A 16,684-nucleotide genomic window follows, 5' to 3' on the forward strand; every position below is an offset into this window, starting at 1 on the left:
GGAGACGCGATGACGCGCACCCGGACCCTGGGGACCCTCGCCGTCGTCGTCGGCTTCCTCGCCTTCGTGGAGTTCACGAGCGGGGTGTTGCAGGGCTATTACACGCCCATGCTCAGCGACATCGCGCGGCATCTCGGCATCCACGACGCAGACGTGAACTGGCTCGAGGGCACGCAGCTCATGCTGTCCGCGCTCGTGGTGCCGGCGTTCGCGAAGCTCGGCGACATGGTCGGCCACAAGCGGATGCTGCTCATCTCGACGGCCGTCACCGCTGCCGCCGCCCTGGTCCTGCCCTTCACCGACTCCTTCGTGGTGTTCCTCGCGGCCTGGGCGCTCATGGGGTTCTACGTGGTGTGGCTCCCGCTGGAGATCGCGCTCGTCTGGTCGCGGTCGCGGCGGATGGAGGGGCGTTCCTCGATCACGGCCAAGGCGGCGGGGCTCCTGGTCGCGGCGCTCGAAGCCGGCGCGATCATCGGTGCCCTCGTCGGCGGAGCGCTCATCGACGTGCTTCCTCTCACTGTCGTGCTGCTCGTCCCTGCCGTGCTCATCGTGGTGTGCTTCTTCGTGATCCTCTTCGGCGTGACGGAGTCGCCAGAGCCCACAGGAGGCGTCTTCGACACCGTCGGACTGGTGCTGATCTCTCTCGCACTGCTCTGCTTCACGGGCGGTCTGAGCCTGCTGCGCCTCGAGGGCGGTCTGGTGAACCCGTGGTCGTGGGCGGTCGTGGTTCTCGGCGTCCTGCTCGTGGTCCCGTTCGTGCGGTGGGAGTTGCGCTGCGACGACCCGCTGATCGACGTGCGGATGTTCCGCTCTCCCGCGCTCGGTCCGGTGTTCCTGACCGCCGGCCTCTTCGGGGTCAGCGTGCTCGGGGCGCAGGCCCCGCTGTCGACGTTCGCGCGCACCGATCCGAACGTCTACGGCTACGGTCTGGGGACCAGCGGGTTCGCGACCTCCCTGATCATCGGGGTGTATCTCGTCGCGATGATCGTCGGGGCGCTCCTGTTCCCTGTGGTCGCGCGAAGGTTCTCGCCCCGCCTGACCCTCATGGGCGCATCCGTGCTCGTGGGTGTCGGGTTCCTGCTCTTCCTGCCGTTCCATGACGCCTACGGTCAGGTCATCACGAACATGGTCGTGGTGGGGCTCGGCTCCGGGGCGCTCGTGGCGGCGCTCCCTGCGGCGGCCGCGTCCGCCGCGCCCGCCTCGCAGACCGGCGTCGCGACGGGACTCACGAATTCCGTGAAGACCGTCGGTGGGGCGATCGCCTCGTGTGTCTTCGGCATCGCACTGCTGCACGGGGTCGCGAGTGCGGCAGGGGGTGCCGAGGGGACGGCCGGCTCGCTCGCCGGGTACTTCACCGTCTGGATCGTCTGCGGAGCGACGGCGCTCGCGGCGGCCGTGATCCTCGTGTTCGTCCCCAAGACCGCGTTCACGGACCGCACCGTCGACGCCGAGATCGCTCCCGTGGTCTGACCTCCGTCGACGCGGCGAAGGCCATCCGCGCGGGCGGCCTTCGGGGCCCTCAGTCGCGGTCGAGTCCGAAGGTGCGCTTCATGATCGCCTGCACATCCCGGTCGAGTCCGTCGATGCGGGTGTTCACGGTATCGAAGCGCGCGTTCATCTCGGTGCGCAGTCCGTCGATCTGGCCGTTCATCTCGGTGCGCAGCCCGCCGATCTGGCCGTTCATCTCGGTACGGAGTCCGCCGATCTCGGTGCGGAGGACGCGGATGAACAGCGTCGAGACGAGGGTCAGGGTGCCGAACATCAGTGTGACGAAGGCCCCGATCATCGTCCAGATCTGCGCATCGTTCATGAATCCCACTTCCTCATCGTCGCATCGATCCGGCCAGCCTGCCAGAGCGCGATCCGCGAAGATATCGGAGCTACGAGGATTGTGGGGAGTCTGCCGATTTCGCCCACTGAGCAGGAGAAGACCGGGCGACGGACTGCTCCGTCACCCGGTCCTGCTCAATCGCCCTTCACGTTGACGAGCTGCCGCAGCGTGTGCCGGATCGTCACCAGGCTCGCGGCATCCGCCATCACCTGGTCGATCGGCTTGTACGCCTGCGGGATCTCATCGACGAAGGCATCCGTGTCTCGGAATTCGATGCCGGCCATGGCCTCACGCAGCTGGTCATGCGTGAACGTCCTCCTGGCGGCCGAACGGGAGTACTCCCGCCCCGCGCCATGCGGCGAGGAGTTCAGCGACTGCGGGTCACCGAGCCCCTCGACCACGTACGAAGCGGTGCCCATCGACCCCGGGATGAGGCCCGGTCGACCGGCATCCGCCTGGATGGCGCCCTTCCGGGACACCCAGACCAGCTTGCCGTAGTGCTTCTCCGACTCGGTGAAGTTGTGGTGGCAGTTGATGCGCTCCTGCTCCGCGACCGCGGTGCCGAGGAACTCCGACACCTGGCGGATGACCCGGTCCATCATCTCCTCCCGGTTCAGCAGGGCGAAGTGCTGGGCCCACCGCAGCTCGCGGATGTAGCGGGTGAACTCCGGGGTGCCCTCGACGAGATAGGCCAGGTCGGGGTCGGGGAGGTCGATCCACCACTGCTTCGCCAGCCGCTGGGCCACGGCGATGTGGTGAGTCGCGATCTTGTTGCCGACACCTCTCGAACCCGAGTGCAGGAACAGCCAGACCCGGTCGAGCTCGTCCACCGACACCTCGATGAAGTGGTTGCCCGAACCGAGCGTTCCCAGCTGCAGCCGCCAGTTCCCGGCGTAGGTCGCGGGATCGAAGCCGTTCTTCTCTGCCAGCTGCTCGAGTTCGGAGATCCGCGGCTCGGCGGTCGCGACGACCTTGCGGTTGTACCGGCCGGCCGAGAGCGGGATGGCGCGCTCGATCTGCTCCCGAAGCTCGGCGAGGTCTCGGCCGTCGAGGTCGCTCCTCGTGAACGGGGTGCGGACGGCGATCATGCCGCAACCGATGTCGACGCCCACGGCCGCCGGGATGATGGCGCCGAGCGTCGGGATGACCGAGCCGACCGTCGCCCCCTTGCCGAGGTGGGCATCCGGCATCAGCGCCAGGTGCGGGTGGATGAACGGCATGCGAGCCGTGGTGTACGCCTGATCGAGTGTCTTCTCGTCGATCAGCGATGCCCACGACAGCAGCCGTGCGGAGAGCCTCTCCATGATTCCTTTCCTTGTGGTGGTGTCCAGCCAAAAGGTCAGGGGCCTCCAACGGAAAACGCCCCGGACCTGACGGTGCGGGGCGTTGCGAGAGCGGATGCTGTCACACGGCGCGCGCCGGAGGGTACGACTCGTAGCGGTCATTGCGCTTCGGCTGAAGCTGCAAGACCGCTGCGATGGGGAGATTCCGCTGGGCGGTCATCCGTCGACTCCTCGGCTGGCGTGCTGGCCGTCCGGCACAGCCTTGCCACCCTAGGGCGCGACACGCCCGGGAGTCAAACGCTGTCCCGCGGCGGGTTGTACATGAACTCGATCCGGATGCCGTCGGCGTCTTCCACGAAAGACGCGTAGTAGCGGTCCGAGTATCGCGGATACTCCTTCGGCTCGCGCACAGCCGTCCAGCCGGAATCCGTCGCGAGTGCATGCAGGCGATCGACCTCGTCGCGGGAAGCCACCGCGAACGCGATGTGCTGCCAGCCGACGCGGCCGTGGCGGTGCGGAGAATCGTCGTCGTCCCAGGTGTACAGGATGATCTCGGTCTCGTCGCCGTTGTTCCACGAGAGGGAGTGGTCGTCTTCGCCACCGCTCACGTACCCGAGGGCCGTGAGGACGGGATGGAACTGCGTGCGTCCGCGCTCGAGGTCGGCGACGGTGATGCCCAGGTGATCGAGGAGTGCCATCCCGTCAGTCTTCCAGGGGCGGCTGACCTCGCACTAGTGCGGGGCGTGGTACTCGGCCTCGCCGCGCTTCCAGTAGCCCTTCACGACGGCCTTGGCGGTGTCGACGCCCCAGCGCTCGAGCAGCGCCCGACCCGGCTTGACGATCGCCTGCTCGGCGGCGATGAACACGAAGGGGTCGGAGCCGACGGCGTCATCGGCGGTCAGGGTCTCGAGGAACGCGATGAGAGCGGAGCCGGACGGCGCGTTACCGCGGTGCAGCCACTCGATCTCGACCGGGGCCTCGATGTCGAACTCCCGGCCCTGGTTCACCGTCTCCACCACGATGCGGGCGGGGGTGCCCACGGGGATCAGCGCGGCGAACCGGCGGATCGCGGGGATCGCGGTCTCATCGCCCACCAGCAGCCAGGAGCCGGGTTCGCCGACGAGGACCGCGGAGCCACGAGGTCCGCCGACGCCGATCGCCGCCCCGAGCGGTGCTGTCGCGGCCCAGGGAGCCGCGACGCCCTGGTCGCCGTGGACGGCGAACTCGACGTCCAGCCAATCCTCGCCCCAGGCGAGCGGGGTGTATTCGCGGCTCGGTGCGGAGCGCAGCTCTTCCACCGAGCCGACCGGACCGTCGGGGAAGAAGAGCCGCATGTGGTCGTCGGAGCCGAGGGAGTCGAAGCCGGCGAGGTCGCTGCCGGTCAGGCGGACGCGCACGAAGTCCGGGGCCAGCCATTCGCGTGCGCTCAGGGTGACGTTGCGGAAGCGCAGCTCGAGGCCGCGACGCTCGATCGAGAAGCCGGATTTCGTATCGCTCATGAAGTAAGGCTAACCTAATTGAAGTGAGGTCAGGTCACCCTAACTTCACCCCCCCCGACGCCCTTCGTGTGCGCGACGATCCCGCAGAACAGGAGTCTCTCCATGTCCGTGCCCAGAACCCTCACCGCCACGAGCGTCGCGCTCGTCGGACTTCTCGCCCTCGCCGGCTGCGCCTCCAGCAGCACGGCGGAACCGGAGGAGACCGACCCGGCGGCCGGCTCCGTCACGATCGAGGACAACACGGGCACGCACGAGATCGACACCCCGCCCGCGTCCGTCGTCGCCCTCGACAACCGCACGTTCCAGACGCTCTCGGACTGGGGCGTCGAGCTCTCGGCCGGCGCCGTGGCGCTCATGCCGGAGACCGTGTCGTATGCGAAGGACGAGGAGATCGTCGACATCGGGCTGCACAGCGAGCCGAACCTCGAGGCGGTCGTCGCCGTCGAGCCCGACCTGATCATCAGCGGTCAGCGATTCACCCAGCACAACGCCGCGATCGCCGACCTCGTGCCCGAAGCCACGATCATCGACCTCGAGCCGCGCGAGGGTGAGCCCTTCGACGAGGAGCTCACGCGCCAGGTCACCGTCCTCGGCGAGATCTTCGGCAAGCAGGCCGAGGCCAAGAAGCTGGTCGACGACTTCGACGCCGCGGTCGAGCGCGCCAAGGCCGCGTACGACGACGCCGATACGGTGATGGCCGTCAACACCTCCGGCGGAGAGATCGGCTACCTCGCGCCGACGGTCGGCCGCTCGCTCGGGCCGATCTACGACATCCTCGGCCTCACTCCGGCGCTCGAAGTCGATGACGCCAGTGACGACCACCAGGGTGACGAGATCTCGGTCGAGGCCATCGCGTCGTCGAACCCTGACTGGATCCTCGTGCTCGACCGCGACGCCGTGTTCGCCGCCGAGACCCCCGACTACGTGCAGGCCGCGGAGATCCTCGAGAGCTCCGAGGCGCTCGCTGGAGTGACGGCGGTGCAGGACGAGCAGATCGTCTACATGCCCACCGACACCTACCTGAACGAGGGCATCCAGACGTACACGACGTTCCTCAACGACTTCGCAGACGCGCTCGAGAAGAGCGCGAACTGAGCTCTTGCGGCGGCATCCGGCTGATCCGGATGCCGCCGCACCGTCATCATGGTCACCACCGATATCACTGTGCCGCCCCGCCACGCCGGGCGGCTCTTCGACGTGAAGCTGCTCATCGGCGTCCTCGTCGTCGCCGTCCTCCTCGTCATCTCGCTGTTCACCGGCGTGTACGACATTGCCGGCGCCGCGGACGGCGCGCAGATGTTCCAGATCACCCGCGTCCCGCGCACGATCGCACTGGTGCTCGCGGGAGCGTCCATGGCGATGGCGGGACTGGCGATGCAGCTGCTCACACAGAACCGCTTCGTCGAGCCGACCACCACCGGGACGACGGAGTGGGCGGGGCTCGGCCTTCTCGCGGTGATGATCCTCGTGCCCCAGCCGTCTCTCCCGCTGCGCATGGCCGGCGCCGTGATCGCCGCCTTCATCGGCACGATGGTGTTCTTCGCCTTCCTCCGCCGGGTCGCCCTGAAGTCGTCGCTGATCGTCCCGATCGTCGGCATCATGCTCGGTGCGGTGGTCGGAGCGCTGTCCACCTACATCGCGCTCGCCACGAATTCGCTGCAGATCCTCGGCGTGTGGTTCGCCGGGAGCTTCACCTCGGTGATGCGCGGGCAATACGAGATGCTCTGGATCGTCGCGATCATCGGGGTGATCGTGTTCATCGTGGCTGACCGGCTCACGATCGCGGGCCTCGGCGAGGAGATCGCCACCAACGTCGGCGTGAACTACAACCGGATCATCCTCCTCGGTACGGTCCTGATCGCGGTGACGACCGGCGTCGTGACCGTGGTCGTCGGCAATCTGCCCTTCCTGGGACTCATCGTGCCCAACATCGTCTCGATGGTGCGCGGTGACGACCTGCGCAGCAACCTGCCCTGGGTGTGTCTGCTCGGCATCGCCATCGTCACGGTGTGCGACATCATCGGGCGCACGATCATCATGCCGTTCGAGGTGCCCGTCTCGTTGATCCTCGGGGTCGTCGGCGCCGTCGTGTTCGTGCTCCTCCTGCTCAGGCAGCGTCGACGTGGCTAGCGGCACGACGACCTTCGCGACATCGAGCGCTCCGATGCGTTCCGCCGGCTCGTTCACGACGCCGCGCGCCCGCCGTCGGTACGTGATCGTGCTCGGGATCCTGATCGTGTTGTCCGTCGGATCGGGCTTCGGGCTCCTCGCATGGGGCAACCCGATGCCCGTCGGGACCCCGGGGTTCTGGCGCATCGCGCAGCATCGCGCGACCGACGTCACGGTCATGGCGCTCGTCGCGGTGGCTCAGGCCATCGCCACCGTGAGCTTCCAGACAGTCACGAACAACCGCATCATCACACCGTCGATCATGGGTTTCGAGTCGCTCTACCGGGTGGTGCAGACCTCCACCGTGTACCTGTTCGGCGTGGCAGGGCTCGTCGCGATCCAGGGCATCGGACAGTTCGCGATCCAGGTCGCCATCATGGTCGGGCTCGCGGTGGCCCTGTACGGATGGCTGCTGTCAGGGCGGTACGGCAACCTCCAGATCATGCTCCTCGTCGGGATCGTGATCGGCGGCGGACTCGGCGCGATCGCCACTTTCATGCAGCGCCTGCTCACCCCGAGCGAGTTCGATGTGCTGGCCGCGCGCCTCTTCGGCAACGTCTCGAACGCCGATGCATCGTATCTCCCGCTTGCCATCCCCCTGGTCGTGGCAGCGTCCGCGCTGCTGTGGATGCGCGCGCGACGGCTGAACCTCATGGCCCTCGGCCCGGATGCCGCGCGGTCGCTCGGTCTCGACCATCGGCGCGAGCTCTTCGTCGTGCTGTTCCTCGTCGCGGTGCTGATGGCGACGTCGACAGCGCTGGTCGGACCGATGACGTTCCTCGGGTTCCTCGTCGCGACGCTCGCGTACCAGTTCGCCGACACGCACGACCATCGACTGATCTTCCCCGTTGCCGCGCTCACGGCCTTCACCATCCTCGCCGGGGCGTACTTCGTCATGAAGAACGTGTTCTATGCGCAGGGCATGGTGTCGATCCTGATCGAACTCGTCGGAGGCACCGTCTTCCTCATCGTCATCCTCAGAAAGGGCAGGCTGTGATCGCACTCCAGGGCGTCCGCCGTGACTACAGCAGCGAGGTCGGGATCGGTCCCGTCGACCTCGAGATCCCCGCGGGCGGCATCACGGCGCTCATCGGCCCGAACGGTGCAGGCAAGTCGACCCTGCTGACCATGATCGGACGCCTCAACGGGATGGATGCCGGTGCGATCGAGATCGCCGGGCTCGACGTCGCCTCCACGAAATCGAAGGACCTGGCGAAGGTCGTGTCGATCCTGAGGCAGGAGAACCACTTCGTCACGAGGCTCACGGTTCGTCAGCTCGTCGGATTCGGGCGCTTCCCGCACTCGAAGGGTCGGTTGACCCGTGCGGACGAGGAGATCATCAGCAGCGCCATCGACTTCCTCGATCTGGGTGCGCTGGAGAGCCGTTACCTCGATGAACTCTCCGGCGGACAGCGTCAGCGCGCGTACGTCGCGATGGTGCTCGCGCAGGACACCGAGTTCGTGCTGCTCGACGAGCCGCTGAACAACCTCGACATGCGGCACGCCGTGCAGATGATGAAGCACCTGCGTCGGGCGGCGGAGGAACTCGGCCGCACGATCGTCATCGTGCTGCACGACATCAATTTCGCGGGACACTACGCCGATCACATCTGCGCCATGAAGGACGGCGCGGTCGTGGAGTTCGGCTCGCCGGCGGCGATCATGACCGACGACGTCCTCACCCGCGTCTTCGAGACGCCCGTGCGCGTGATCGACGGACCCTCGGGACCGCTGGCCGTGTACTACTGAGTGCCGCGGGGGTCGCTCAGAGCTCGATGCCGTGGTCTTCGTCGTTGACGCCGGCGTTGTTGCCGCGGCGCGACTCGTATCCCAGGAACCAGCCCAACCAGACGATCGCGGCGAGGAGCACGCCCAGCCACACGTTCTGGAAGATCAGCCCGACCACGACGCCGACGATGAGGAGGCCGACGGTGATGGAGATGCGCAGGGCGGTACGGGACATGGCCCCAGCATAGGCGGCGGTCTCAGCGGTCGCGATGATCTTCGGGCGCGAGACGCGGACCCCGCCGTGGTTCGTGTACCCCACTCGCGAAGATGAGACGCACGACGCGCTGACGGTGCCCCGCCCAGGGCGCCAGGAGCTCGAGCATCCCTGCGTCATCGGTGCGTTTTCCCGCGAGGGCGAAGCCCACCTCATGTGCGAGATGGTAATCGCCGACGCTCACCGCATCGGGATCGCCGAGGGCTCGGATGCGCGTCTCGGCCGACGTCCACACCCCCACCCCGGGCAGGCTGGTGAGCACGCGGTCGCGGTCGGCCCCGGACGTGGCCGCCTGCACGGCGCTGGCGATGCGGTCGCCGCGTTCGGCCGCCCGCACGATCGTGCGGGACTGGGGCGGTTCGACACCGGCGCGGTGCCACGCCCAGGAGGGGATGCACCGCCAGTGCTCGGCGGACGGGGGCGCGAACAGGGGCCGAGGGGTCGGACCGGGCGCGCGCTCGCCGTAGCGGGAGACCAGCCAACGCCATGCGCCGAAGGCCTGCATCCCGGTGACCTTCTGCTCGATGATCGCGCAGGCGAGCGCGTCGAACACCTCGTCGGTGCGGGTGAGGCGCAGCCCTGGATTTCGGCGGCCGGCCTCGGCGATGAGCGGATGTCGTGAGGCGTCGAAGCCGTCGTCGTCATCGTCGGCGCCGCAGAGTGCGGGCACACGGGCGAGCGCATGCTCCGCGCCGGGTCCCCAGGCCGTGGCCCGAACCTCTCCGCCGACGAGGCGAAGCGCGAGACTCACCGGCCCGAGCGGGGTGCGCAGCGCGCGCCAGATGATCGGTCCGTCGATGATCATCGTGGGGTCGTTCCTGCCGCGGCGGAGCATCCCGACGGTGCGGAGCAGATCGAGATCGTGCGGAGGGCGGTAGACGGTGTCCCTGCGGAGGTCTGCGTCGACGGCATCGGCCGCGGCGGAGTCCGCTGTCAGGGTCATGCGCCCACCCTACGCTCCGGCCCTGACACGGGCCTCGGGGTCGGGTTCAGAAGCGGTCGGGCGAGGGGGTTCCGTGTCCGTAGCGGATGACGACGTCGGCGTGCCGGTCGAACCGGTAGCCGATGCCGCGCACCGTGCGGACGATGTCCTCGTAGCGCCCGAGCTTGGCGCGCAGGCGACGCACGTGTACGTCGATCGTGCGCTCGCCCGGTGTCTCGTCGTCCTGCGCCTGCCAGAGCGCGGAGACCAGTTCGCTGCGCTCGATCGTGCGGCCTTCGCGGAGCACGAGGTACTGCAGAAGCTCGAATTCCTTGTAGGTGAACGCGGCGGACTCGCCGTCGATGAGGACGCGCTTGCGGGAGATGTCGACGGTCACGCCGGTCTCCTCCTCGACCGTGTCGTCTTCGGCTGCCGCCTTGGTGCGGGCGATGGCGCCGGGCTCCTGCAGGGCGAGGCGGACGACGTCGAGGTCGCGACCTCCCGAGCCGTGCGGTGCAAGGGCGACCGTCGCGTGCGTCTCGGCGCCCGGTGCGAGTTCGGCGAGCGTGCGTCGCAGAGCGTCGACGAGGAGCGGGAGGCTGACTCCGGCTTCGGCCGCCTTGATCTCGTCGAGTCCGACGTAGAGGGCGAAGCCGCGCGGCGAGCGGACGGCGGGAAGATCGGCCGAGGGGGTGGCGAGGGGGGCGGGATCCGGCTGGGTGCGGATCGCGGCGGTGGTGGCGGGACGCTCGAGAAGTGCGGTGTTCGACATGATGATGTGGTCCTCAGGACGTGAGCCCGGATCGAGCGGGGCTCTGATGCGTTGCGTGAATGACCGGCGGAGCCGGGAAGCGAGCAAGGGTGGATGCTCGGTGACTCTGACCTCGCAGATGGCGAGAAGTTCAGGTCAGGCGGGGTGGCTGTTCGTTCAGCGACACATTCGGCAACACATGCCAACGCGACCGGGCATCATCATCCCGGCAGTCCCGTTCGCCTCCTGGGCGGACAAAGGGCGTGCGTTGGTGGTCATGGGGGGATTATGTCCGATCATGACGGCCCATGTCAAAACGCCCGGCCGGCCGCAGCGGGCGTAACGTGGATCGAATGACGATCTCGCATACAGTCGGCGGCTTCATCCTGACCGATGAGAAGGACGCGTCGCGCTACACGCTCACTCGCGACGGCAAACTCGTGAGCGTGCTCGACTACCGCGACGACGGCAGCACGATCGCTCTCACCAGAGCCTTCACGATCCCGACTTTCCGCGGGAACGGCTACGCGGGCAAGGTCGTCGAGGGTGCGGTGGCCGACATCCTCGAACGCGGTGATCGCAAGGTCGATGCGGTGTGCTGGTACGTCTCCGACTGGTTCTCCGCCCACCCTGAGCACGCGCACCTGCTGCGCGCGCGCTGAGCGCTCGCCGTATGACGTACTGTTACGCGCTGTTCCTGCGAGGATGAGGTCATGAAACTCGCCGAGGCCCTCACCGCGCGCGCCGATCTGCAGCGTCGCATCGAGCAGTTGCGTGCCCGCATCGTGGCGAACGCCCGGTATCAAGAGGGGGAGGAGCCCGCGGAGGACGCCGCAGCGCTGATCCTCGACGCCGATGCCGCTCTGGTACAGCTGCAAGAGCTCATCCGCCGCATCAACTCCACGAACGCACGGCTCGTGCTCGGCGCGGAGGGGACGATGACCGACGCCCTCGCGGCTCGCGACGTGTTGCGTCTGCGACACTCGGTGTTGACGGATGCGGCTGTCGCCGCCTCCGGCTCGAACGACCAGTTCCTGCGCCAGATGCGCTCGGAGCTCCGGCAGGTCTCGGCACTCCCGGTCGCACAGCTGCGTGCACGGGCGGACGCGGTCGCGCAGGAGCTGCGCGAGCTCGACAACCGCATCCAGGAGGCGAACTGGTCGAACGACCTCGAGGAGGAGAGCGGAAGTCGGTAGTCGCGACGGAGCGGGCACAACCCTCAGCCGGCGGGGCAAGTCCGGCTCCTGTTGGGCGGAGGGCAGCCCTGATCTCGCATCGCGCAGCCCCGCACGCCGCACAGGTGAAGGTGCACCGAGCATCTCGCATCACCACGTGCCGATCGTCGCCACGAGGGTGGGTCAGGGGACCTTCCGCCTCCTCCGCAGGCCGTGAACGGCACGGCACGGCACGCCTCGCGTGGAATGTCCGAGGTCCTTCGTACCGTGTGAGTATGCGAATCCTGCACACCTCCGACTGGCACATCGGCCGGACTTTCCATGGCAACTCGACCATGGACGCGCTGACCGAGGTGCTCGGAGTGCTGACCGAGCAGGTTCGCGAGAACGCCGTCGACGTGGTCATCGTGGCCGGAGACGTGTTCGATTCCGCGACCCCCTCCGGTCCTGCGTACACGCTGCTCGGAGATGCTCTCGTCGCACTGCACGACACCGGCGCCCGCGTGATCGTGACCAGCGGCAATCACGACTCCGCCGCCCGCCTCGGATTCCAGGCTCGCCTCCTGCGTGAAGGCATCCACGTGCTGACCGACCCGTCGGCGGTCGGAGTGCCCGTCACGATCGTCGACGCCGACGGACCCGTGCACTTCTTCGGGATCCCGTACCTCGAGCCCGCGATCGTCCGGCAGCACTGGCCCGAGGGCGACGGTGCCGGGCGCCCGCTGCGCACCCAGGCGCAGACCATGGCCCACGCGATGGACCTCGTACGCGCCGGAATGACCACGCATCAGGGGCGCTCGGTCGCGATCGCCCATTGCTTCGCTCAGGGCGTCGACGCCACCGTCGGGCTCGAACGCGAGGTGCGTCAGGGCGGACTCGACCTCGTGCCGCTGAGCGTCTTCGACGGCCCCGACTATGTCGCGCTCGGGCACATCCACGGCCGTCAGCAGCTCAGCGATCGGGTGCGCTACGCGGGCGCCCCGCTGCACTACAGCTTCGGAGAACAGGACAAACCTCGAGGATCGTGGCTCGTCGACCTCGACGCGAAGGGTCTCGCCGCCGTGACGTGGCTCGACCTGCCCGTGCCGCGTCGGCTCGTGACGCTCACCGGTCCGCTCGACGAGATCCTGTCGTCCGCGTCCGTGGCCGAGCACGCAGGGGACTGGGTCTGCGCGGTCTACACCGACGCCGCGCCGCAGACCGAGCCGATGCGCCGTCTGCGAGAGAGCTACCCCTACTGCGCGATGGTGCAGCATCAGCCCGATGCGGTCGCCGAAGCGGAGCAGGGGTCGTACGTCCAGAGGCTGCGCGCCGCGGTCACCGACGCCGACCGCATCGAGGCCTTCCTCGAGCACGTGCGAGCGGGGCACGGGCCCAGCCCGCAGGAGCAGGAGCTGATCCGTGACGTGCTCGATGAGCGGGTGCGCGCCGAGGCACTCGTCTAGATGCGTCTCCACCGCTTGGAGGTCGAGGGATTCGGTCCCTTCCGGTCGCGGCAGGTCGTCGACTTCGATGCGTTCGCCGACGACGGCATCTTCCTGATCGCGGGGCGCACCGGTGCCGGGAAGTCGAGCATCCTCGACGCCGTGTGCTTCGGGCTCTACGGGGGCGTGCCGCGCTACGAGGGCGGAGAGAAGCGGCTTCGGAGCGATCACTGCGAGCCCGACGATCCCTCCGAGGTCGTGGTCGAGTTCAGCACCCCTTCGGGCCGTTTCCGCGTGACACGGTCGCCCGAGTATCTGCGGCCGGCGAAACGCGGCGGCGGCATGACGAAACAGGCGTCCGCCGTCGCCCTCGACGAGTGGAGAGGTGACGGCTGGGTCGGGCGGGCAGCGCGAGCAGTCGACGTGGGGAACGAGCTCGACGAGATCCTCCAGCTCAGCCGGGAGCAGTTCCTTCAGGTGATCCTGCTCGCCCAGAACCGGTTCTCCGAGTTCCTGCTCGCCGGGAGCAGAGAGCGCCAGGCCCTGTTGCGCCGTCTGTTCGGCACGCAGCGGTTCGAAGACGTGCAGGCCCGGTTCGATGAGCGTCGCCGGGCCGCCGAACACGCGCTCAGCGCTCGACTCGCCACGGTCGAGGCCCGTGTCGACGAAGCCGAGCGTCTCGTGGCCAGAGAGGGGCTGGCGGGTGAGCAGGACGACGACGTCACGGAGGCGACCGGGGAGCGGGCGGGGGCCTTCTCCGTCGAGGACCGTCTCGCCGCGCTGACCCGTGCGAAGGCCCGTGCCGACTATCGCGCCGAGCGCCGGGCTTCCGAGCAGGCGGAGGCCGAGAAGCGGTCGGTCGCCGCCGACGCCGTGCTCGCGGTGACGCGCGAGGAGCAGCACGCCCAGCGCGAGCGTGACCGCGCCAGGGTCGCTCTCGAGCGTCTGGATGCGGAGATCCCCGAGATCGATGCGGCCCGCGCAGAACTCGCGGCGGCGCGCGCAGCGGAGACCCTGCGTTCCCCGTCGCCGCAGCCGCCAGAGCGCAGGCCGAGTACCAGACGGCTGTCGAGGCCGAACAGGCCGCGCGGACCGCGTGGGACGCATTCGAGATCGCCGTCGGGGGCGGCGAGAAGGCGGAGCTCGAGGAGGGCGCGCTCGAAGAATGGGTGGCGGTCTCGCACGAGGGAGACCGGTGCCTGGGAACGCGCCCGTGTGCTCGAAGAGCAGGAGGTCGGCCTCGCAGAGGAACTGGCGGCCGCGGCGGCCGCGGTCGAGGTGTCGACGGCCCGCGTCGAAGACGGGGAACGTGAACGCGCGTCGTTGCCGGACGCGATGGCGACACTCACAGAGGAGCGGGATCAGGCGCGGCGCATCGCAGACCGTGAAGGCGATCTGCGCGCGGCTCTGGAAACGGCGGATGCGCGTCGTGTCGCCGCGAGTGAGGCGCGACGGCTCCGCCAGGAGGAGTCCGCTGCCGACGCGGAGATCGCCGAAGCCTCGGCCGTTCATGCTCAGGCGCAGACGACTCTCGCGCAGCTCAGGCAGCGGCGCGCGGATGGCATGGCGGGCGAGCTCGCTTCTCGTCTCGTGCCGGATACCGCATGCCCGGTCTGCGGCTCGCTCGAGCATCCCGCTCCCGCCACGCATTCCGATCCGGTCTCACGCGAAGACGTCGAGGCTGCGGAGGCGGTGCGCGATGCTGCGGCGCAGCGAGAGCGTGAGCTCGTCGCCGTGTCGTCCGCGCTGCGTGCCGAGCGCGCGGGCGCGGAAGCACGCTCGGACGGGCGGACCGTCGAACAGGCCGAAGCGGAACTCGCCGATGCGGTCGCCGCGCACGCACGGAGCCGTGCGGCTGCGGAAGACGTGGCGGCGCTGGACACGCGTCTGGCGACGCTCCTCTCCCGAGCCGGCGATCTCGAGACGGAGCGTGCGGAGGCCGCTGCACATCTGGCAGCCGTGCGAGAGGCTCACGCCGTGCTGCTGCAGCGGAACGCGGACGCGCAGGCGCTGATCGCCGAGGCCCGCGGCCCGTTCCCTTCCGTTCGGGCGCGACTCGACGACGCTGCCGTCACGATCGATGCCGCCGACGCCCTCGTCGCGGCGATCGCCGAGACCGCCAGGCGTAGGCAGGCGCTCGCGTCGGCGGAGGCCGAACGGGATGCGGCGTTGGCCGACACGGTGTTCGACGGCGTCGCGGCCGTCGAACAGGCCCTGCGGTCGGCGTCGACGCAGGAAGCTCTCGATGCGCGCATCACCCAGCACGCCGTGCAGCGAGAGAAGGAACGCGCGATCCTGTTCGACCTGGAACTGCGTACTCTCCCCGAAGACCCGATCGACCTCACCGCCGTCGAACAGGCATCCGCCGCGGCACGCGCGCTCTGGACCAGCGCGGTCGATGAGGCCGCCCGCGCCGGAGTCACGGCAGAGCGACTCACGGGGCTGATCGATTCGGCTGCGGCGGAGCACGCTCGTGCCGCCGACGACCTGGCCGGATTCGACGTGCTGCAGAACCTCGCCGACACGATCGCGGGTCGGGGCGCCAACACTCGCAAGATGACACTGGAGACGTTCGTCCTCGCTGCCGAACTCGAAGAGATCGTCGAGGCGGCCAATCGTCGCCTGCACGACATGTCGTCGGGCCGGTATCAGCTGCAGCACTCCGATGCCCTCGCCGCTCGCGGTGCCGCGTCCGGTCTCGGAATCGTGGTCGCCGACGCCTTCACGGGCCAGACCCGACCACCGCAGTCCCTGTCAGGGGGCGAGACCTTCCTCGCCTCGCTTGCTCTGGCGCTCGGCCTCGCCGAGGTGGTCACGGCGCGAGCCGGCGGCATCCGACTGGACACCCTCTTCATCGACGAGGGTTTCGGCTCGCTGGACGGCGACACGCTCGACGTGGCCATGCGTACGCTCGACGAGCTTCGCCAGGGCGGACGCACGGTCGGCGTGATCAGCCACGTCGAGGCGATGCAGGAGCAGATCCCCGCGCAGCTCACCGTCCGGGCGCTGCCCAACGGGCCCAGCGTGATCGAGGCTCGCTGACGCGGGCGACCAGGGAGTTCCGACTCAGACGCCGTACTCGGTGCGGATGACCTCGCGAAGCTGCACGCTGCAGCGGGCGACGGCTTCGCGCCAGTCGGTGAGTGCGCCGTCCTCGGCCTGGTCCGACACGGCACGGAACACGCGGATCGGCACATCGAACTGCTCAGCGACCCAGATGTAGGCGTAGGTCTCCATGTCGACGAGCGCCGCGCCGGACGGGCGGATGACAGCCGTGACCTCGGCGTCCTCCACGAAGTGATCGCCCGTCGCGATCAGAACGCCGTCACGCCCGGTCGACACGCGTGCGGGGAGGGAGACGTGCTGCCCGGAGATGCCGTCGAGATCCGTGACGTCGTGCTGGAAGGCGGCGCCGACCTCGTGCACGGTGGCCTCGAGCTCGGGATCGATGGCTCCCGCCGTTCCGACGACCACGATCTCGTCGTAGACGTGGGCGTCGAGGGCGCGGGTGAGCGCGTATGTCGCCTGCAGCTTGCCCGGTCCGGTGACGAGCCGGTCGAAGCCCGCGAGCTCCTCGGGGAATGCGGACAGTTCGGATGCGAGAGCGGCGAGCAGGAGTTTCACTGCC

The 16,684-nt window shown here is 68.8% G+C and carries 17 protein-coding genes; 9 read left to right on the forward strand and 8 right to left on the reverse strand.

The window, feature by feature from the left end; translation table 11 throughout:
- Positions 1-9 precede the first annotated feature (9 nt).
- Positions 10-1,470 carry an MFS transporter gene (locus K1X59_RS04585; protein WP_220173977.1) on the forward strand — a complete coding sequence of 487 codons (1,461 nt, stop codon included), beginning with the start codon at positions 10-12 and terminating at the stop codon, positions 1,468-1,470.
- 49 nt (positions 1,471-1,519) lie between these two features.
- Here K1X59_RS04585 and K1X59_RS04590 read toward each other — a convergent pair whose 3' ends face one another.
- The 4 genes from K1X59_RS04590 to K1X59_RS04605 all read right to left on the reverse strand — a co-directional run bounded on the left by K1X59_RS04590 (position 1,520) and on the right by K1X59_RS04605 (position 4,613).
- Positions 1,520-1,810: a hypothetical protein gene (locus K1X59_RS04590; protein ID WP_183151968.1), complete on the reverse strand. Its 291-nt coding sequence runs from the start codon at positions 1,808-1,810 to the stop codon at positions 1,520-1,522.
- 155 nt (positions 1,811-1,965) lie between these two features.
- Positions 1,966-3,135, reverse strand: a complete 1,170-nt coding sequence (locus K1X59_RS04595; RefSeq protein ID WP_183151969.1) for an RtcB family protein — start codon at positions 3,133-3,135, stop codon at positions 1,966-1,968.
- Positions 3,136-3,407: 272 nt separating this feature from the next.
- A complete protein-coding gene (locus tag K1X59_RS04600; protein WP_183151970.1) occupies positions 3,408-3,812 on the reverse strand; it encodes a VOC family protein in 405 nt (134 codons plus the stop codon).
- A 33-nt stretch (positions 3,813-3,845) separates the two neighbouring features.
- Positions 3,846-4,613, reverse strand: a complete 768-nt coding sequence (locus K1X59_RS04605) for a siderophore-interacting protein (RefSeq protein WP_183151971.1) — start codon at positions 4,611-4,613, stop codon at positions 3,846-3,848.
- 102 nt (positions 4,614-4,715) lie between these two features.
- Here K1X59_RS04605 and K1X59_RS04610 point away from each other — a divergent pair, with 102 nt between their 5' ends.
- From K1X59_RS04610 to K1X59_RS04625, 4 genes are read left to right on the forward strand one after another with little or no spacing between them, the layout of a single operon-like run.
- On the forward strand, positions 4,716-5,708 hold the full coding sequence (locus K1X59_RS04610) for a siderophore ABC transporter substrate-binding protein (protein ID WP_183151972.1): 993 nt from the start codon (positions 4,716-4,718) through the stop codon (positions 5,706-5,708).
- A gap of 48 nt (positions 5,709-5,756) precedes the next feature.
- Positions 5,757-6,743 carry an ABC transporter permease gene (locus tag K1X59_RS04615; protein ID WP_183151973.1) on the forward strand — a complete coding sequence of 329 codons (987 nt, stop codon included), beginning with the start codon at positions 5,757-5,759 and terminating at the stop codon, positions 6,741-6,743.
- A 34-nt stretch (positions 6,744-6,777) separates the two neighbouring features.
- On the forward strand, positions 6,778-7,779 hold the full coding sequence (locus K1X59_RS04620; RefSeq protein WP_183151974.1) for an iron chelate uptake ABC transporter family permease subunit: 1,002 nt from the start codon (positions 6,778-6,780) through the stop codon (positions 7,777-7,779).
- The gene (locus K1X59_RS04625; RefSeq protein WP_183151975.1) at positions 7,776-8,531 is read left to right on the forward strand and encodes an ABC transporter ATP-binding protein; all 756 of its coding nucleotides are present in this window, start codon (positions 7,776-7,778) and stop codon (positions 8,529-8,531) included. Before K1X59_RS04620 ends, K1X59_RS04625 begins: the two co-directional genes overlap by 4 nt.
- Before the next feature lie 16 nt (positions 8,532-8,547).
- Here K1X59_RS04625 and K1X59_RS04630 read toward each other — a convergent pair whose 3' ends face one another.
- From K1X59_RS04630 to K1X59_RS04640, 3 genes are read right to left on the reverse strand one after another with little or no spacing between them, the layout of a single operon-like run.
- Positions 8,548-8,745: a hypothetical protein gene (locus K1X59_RS04630; RefSeq protein WP_167634225.1), complete on the reverse strand. Its 198-nt coding sequence runs from the start codon at positions 8,743-8,745 to the stop codon at positions 8,548-8,550.
- Between the two features lie 22 nt (positions 8,746-8,767).
- Complete coding sequence (locus tag K1X59_RS04635; protein WP_183151976.1) at positions 8,768-9,727, reverse strand: DNA-3-methyladenine glycosylase; 960 nt, start codon at positions 9,725-9,727, stop codon at positions 8,768-8,770.
- A 46-nt stretch (positions 9,728-9,773) separates the two neighbouring features.
- Positions 9,774-10,478: a winged helix-turn-helix domain-containing protein gene (locus K1X59_RS04640; RefSeq protein WP_183151977.1), complete on the reverse strand. Its 705-nt coding sequence runs from the start codon at positions 10,476-10,478 to the stop codon at positions 9,774-9,776.
- Between the two features lie 332 nt (positions 10,479-10,810).
- On the opposite strand from K1X59_RS04640, the gene K1X59_RS04645 reads away from it, so the two are divergent.
- From K1X59_RS04645 to K1X59_RS04660, 4 genes are all read left to right on the forward strand, one after another.
- Positions 10,811-11,119 carry a GNAT family N-acetyltransferase gene (locus K1X59_RS04645; protein ID WP_183151978.1) on the forward strand — a complete coding sequence of 103 codons (309 nt, stop codon included), beginning with the start codon at positions 10,811-10,813 and terminating at the stop codon, positions 11,117-11,119.
- A gap of 51 nt (positions 11,120-11,170) precedes the next feature.
- Positions 11,171-11,653, forward strand: coding sequence for a DIP1984 family protein (locus K1X59_RS04650; RefSeq protein ID WP_183151979.1), 483 nt, complete (start codon positions 11,171-11,173; stop codon positions 11,651-11,653).
- A 254-nt stretch (positions 11,654-11,907) separates the two neighbouring features.
- Positions 11,908-13,077: an exonuclease SbcCD subunit D gene (locus K1X59_RS04655; protein WP_183151980.1), complete on the forward strand. Its 1,170-nt coding sequence runs from the start codon at positions 11,908-11,910 to the stop codon at positions 13,075-13,077.
- A complete protein-coding gene (locus K1X59_RS04660) occupies positions 13,078-16,098 on the forward strand; it encodes an AAA family ATPase (protein WP_220173978.1) in 3,021 nt (1,006 codons plus the stop codon). It abuts the gene before it with no gap.
- 24 nt (positions 16,099-16,122) lie between these two features.
- Here K1X59_RS04660 and K1X59_RS04665 read toward each other — a convergent pair whose 3' ends face one another.
- Entirely contained in the window at positions 16,123-16,680 is a 558-nt protein-coding gene (locus K1X59_RS04665; protein ID WP_183151984.1) for a nucleoside phosphorylase, read from the reverse strand.
- Between the last annotated feature and the right edge of the window lie 4 nt (positions 16,681-16,684).

This window comes from Microbacterium sp. Se5.02b, from assembly GCF_019464375.1.
GTDB lineage: Bacteria > Actinomycetota > Actinomycetes > Actinomycetales > Microbacteriaceae > Microbacterium.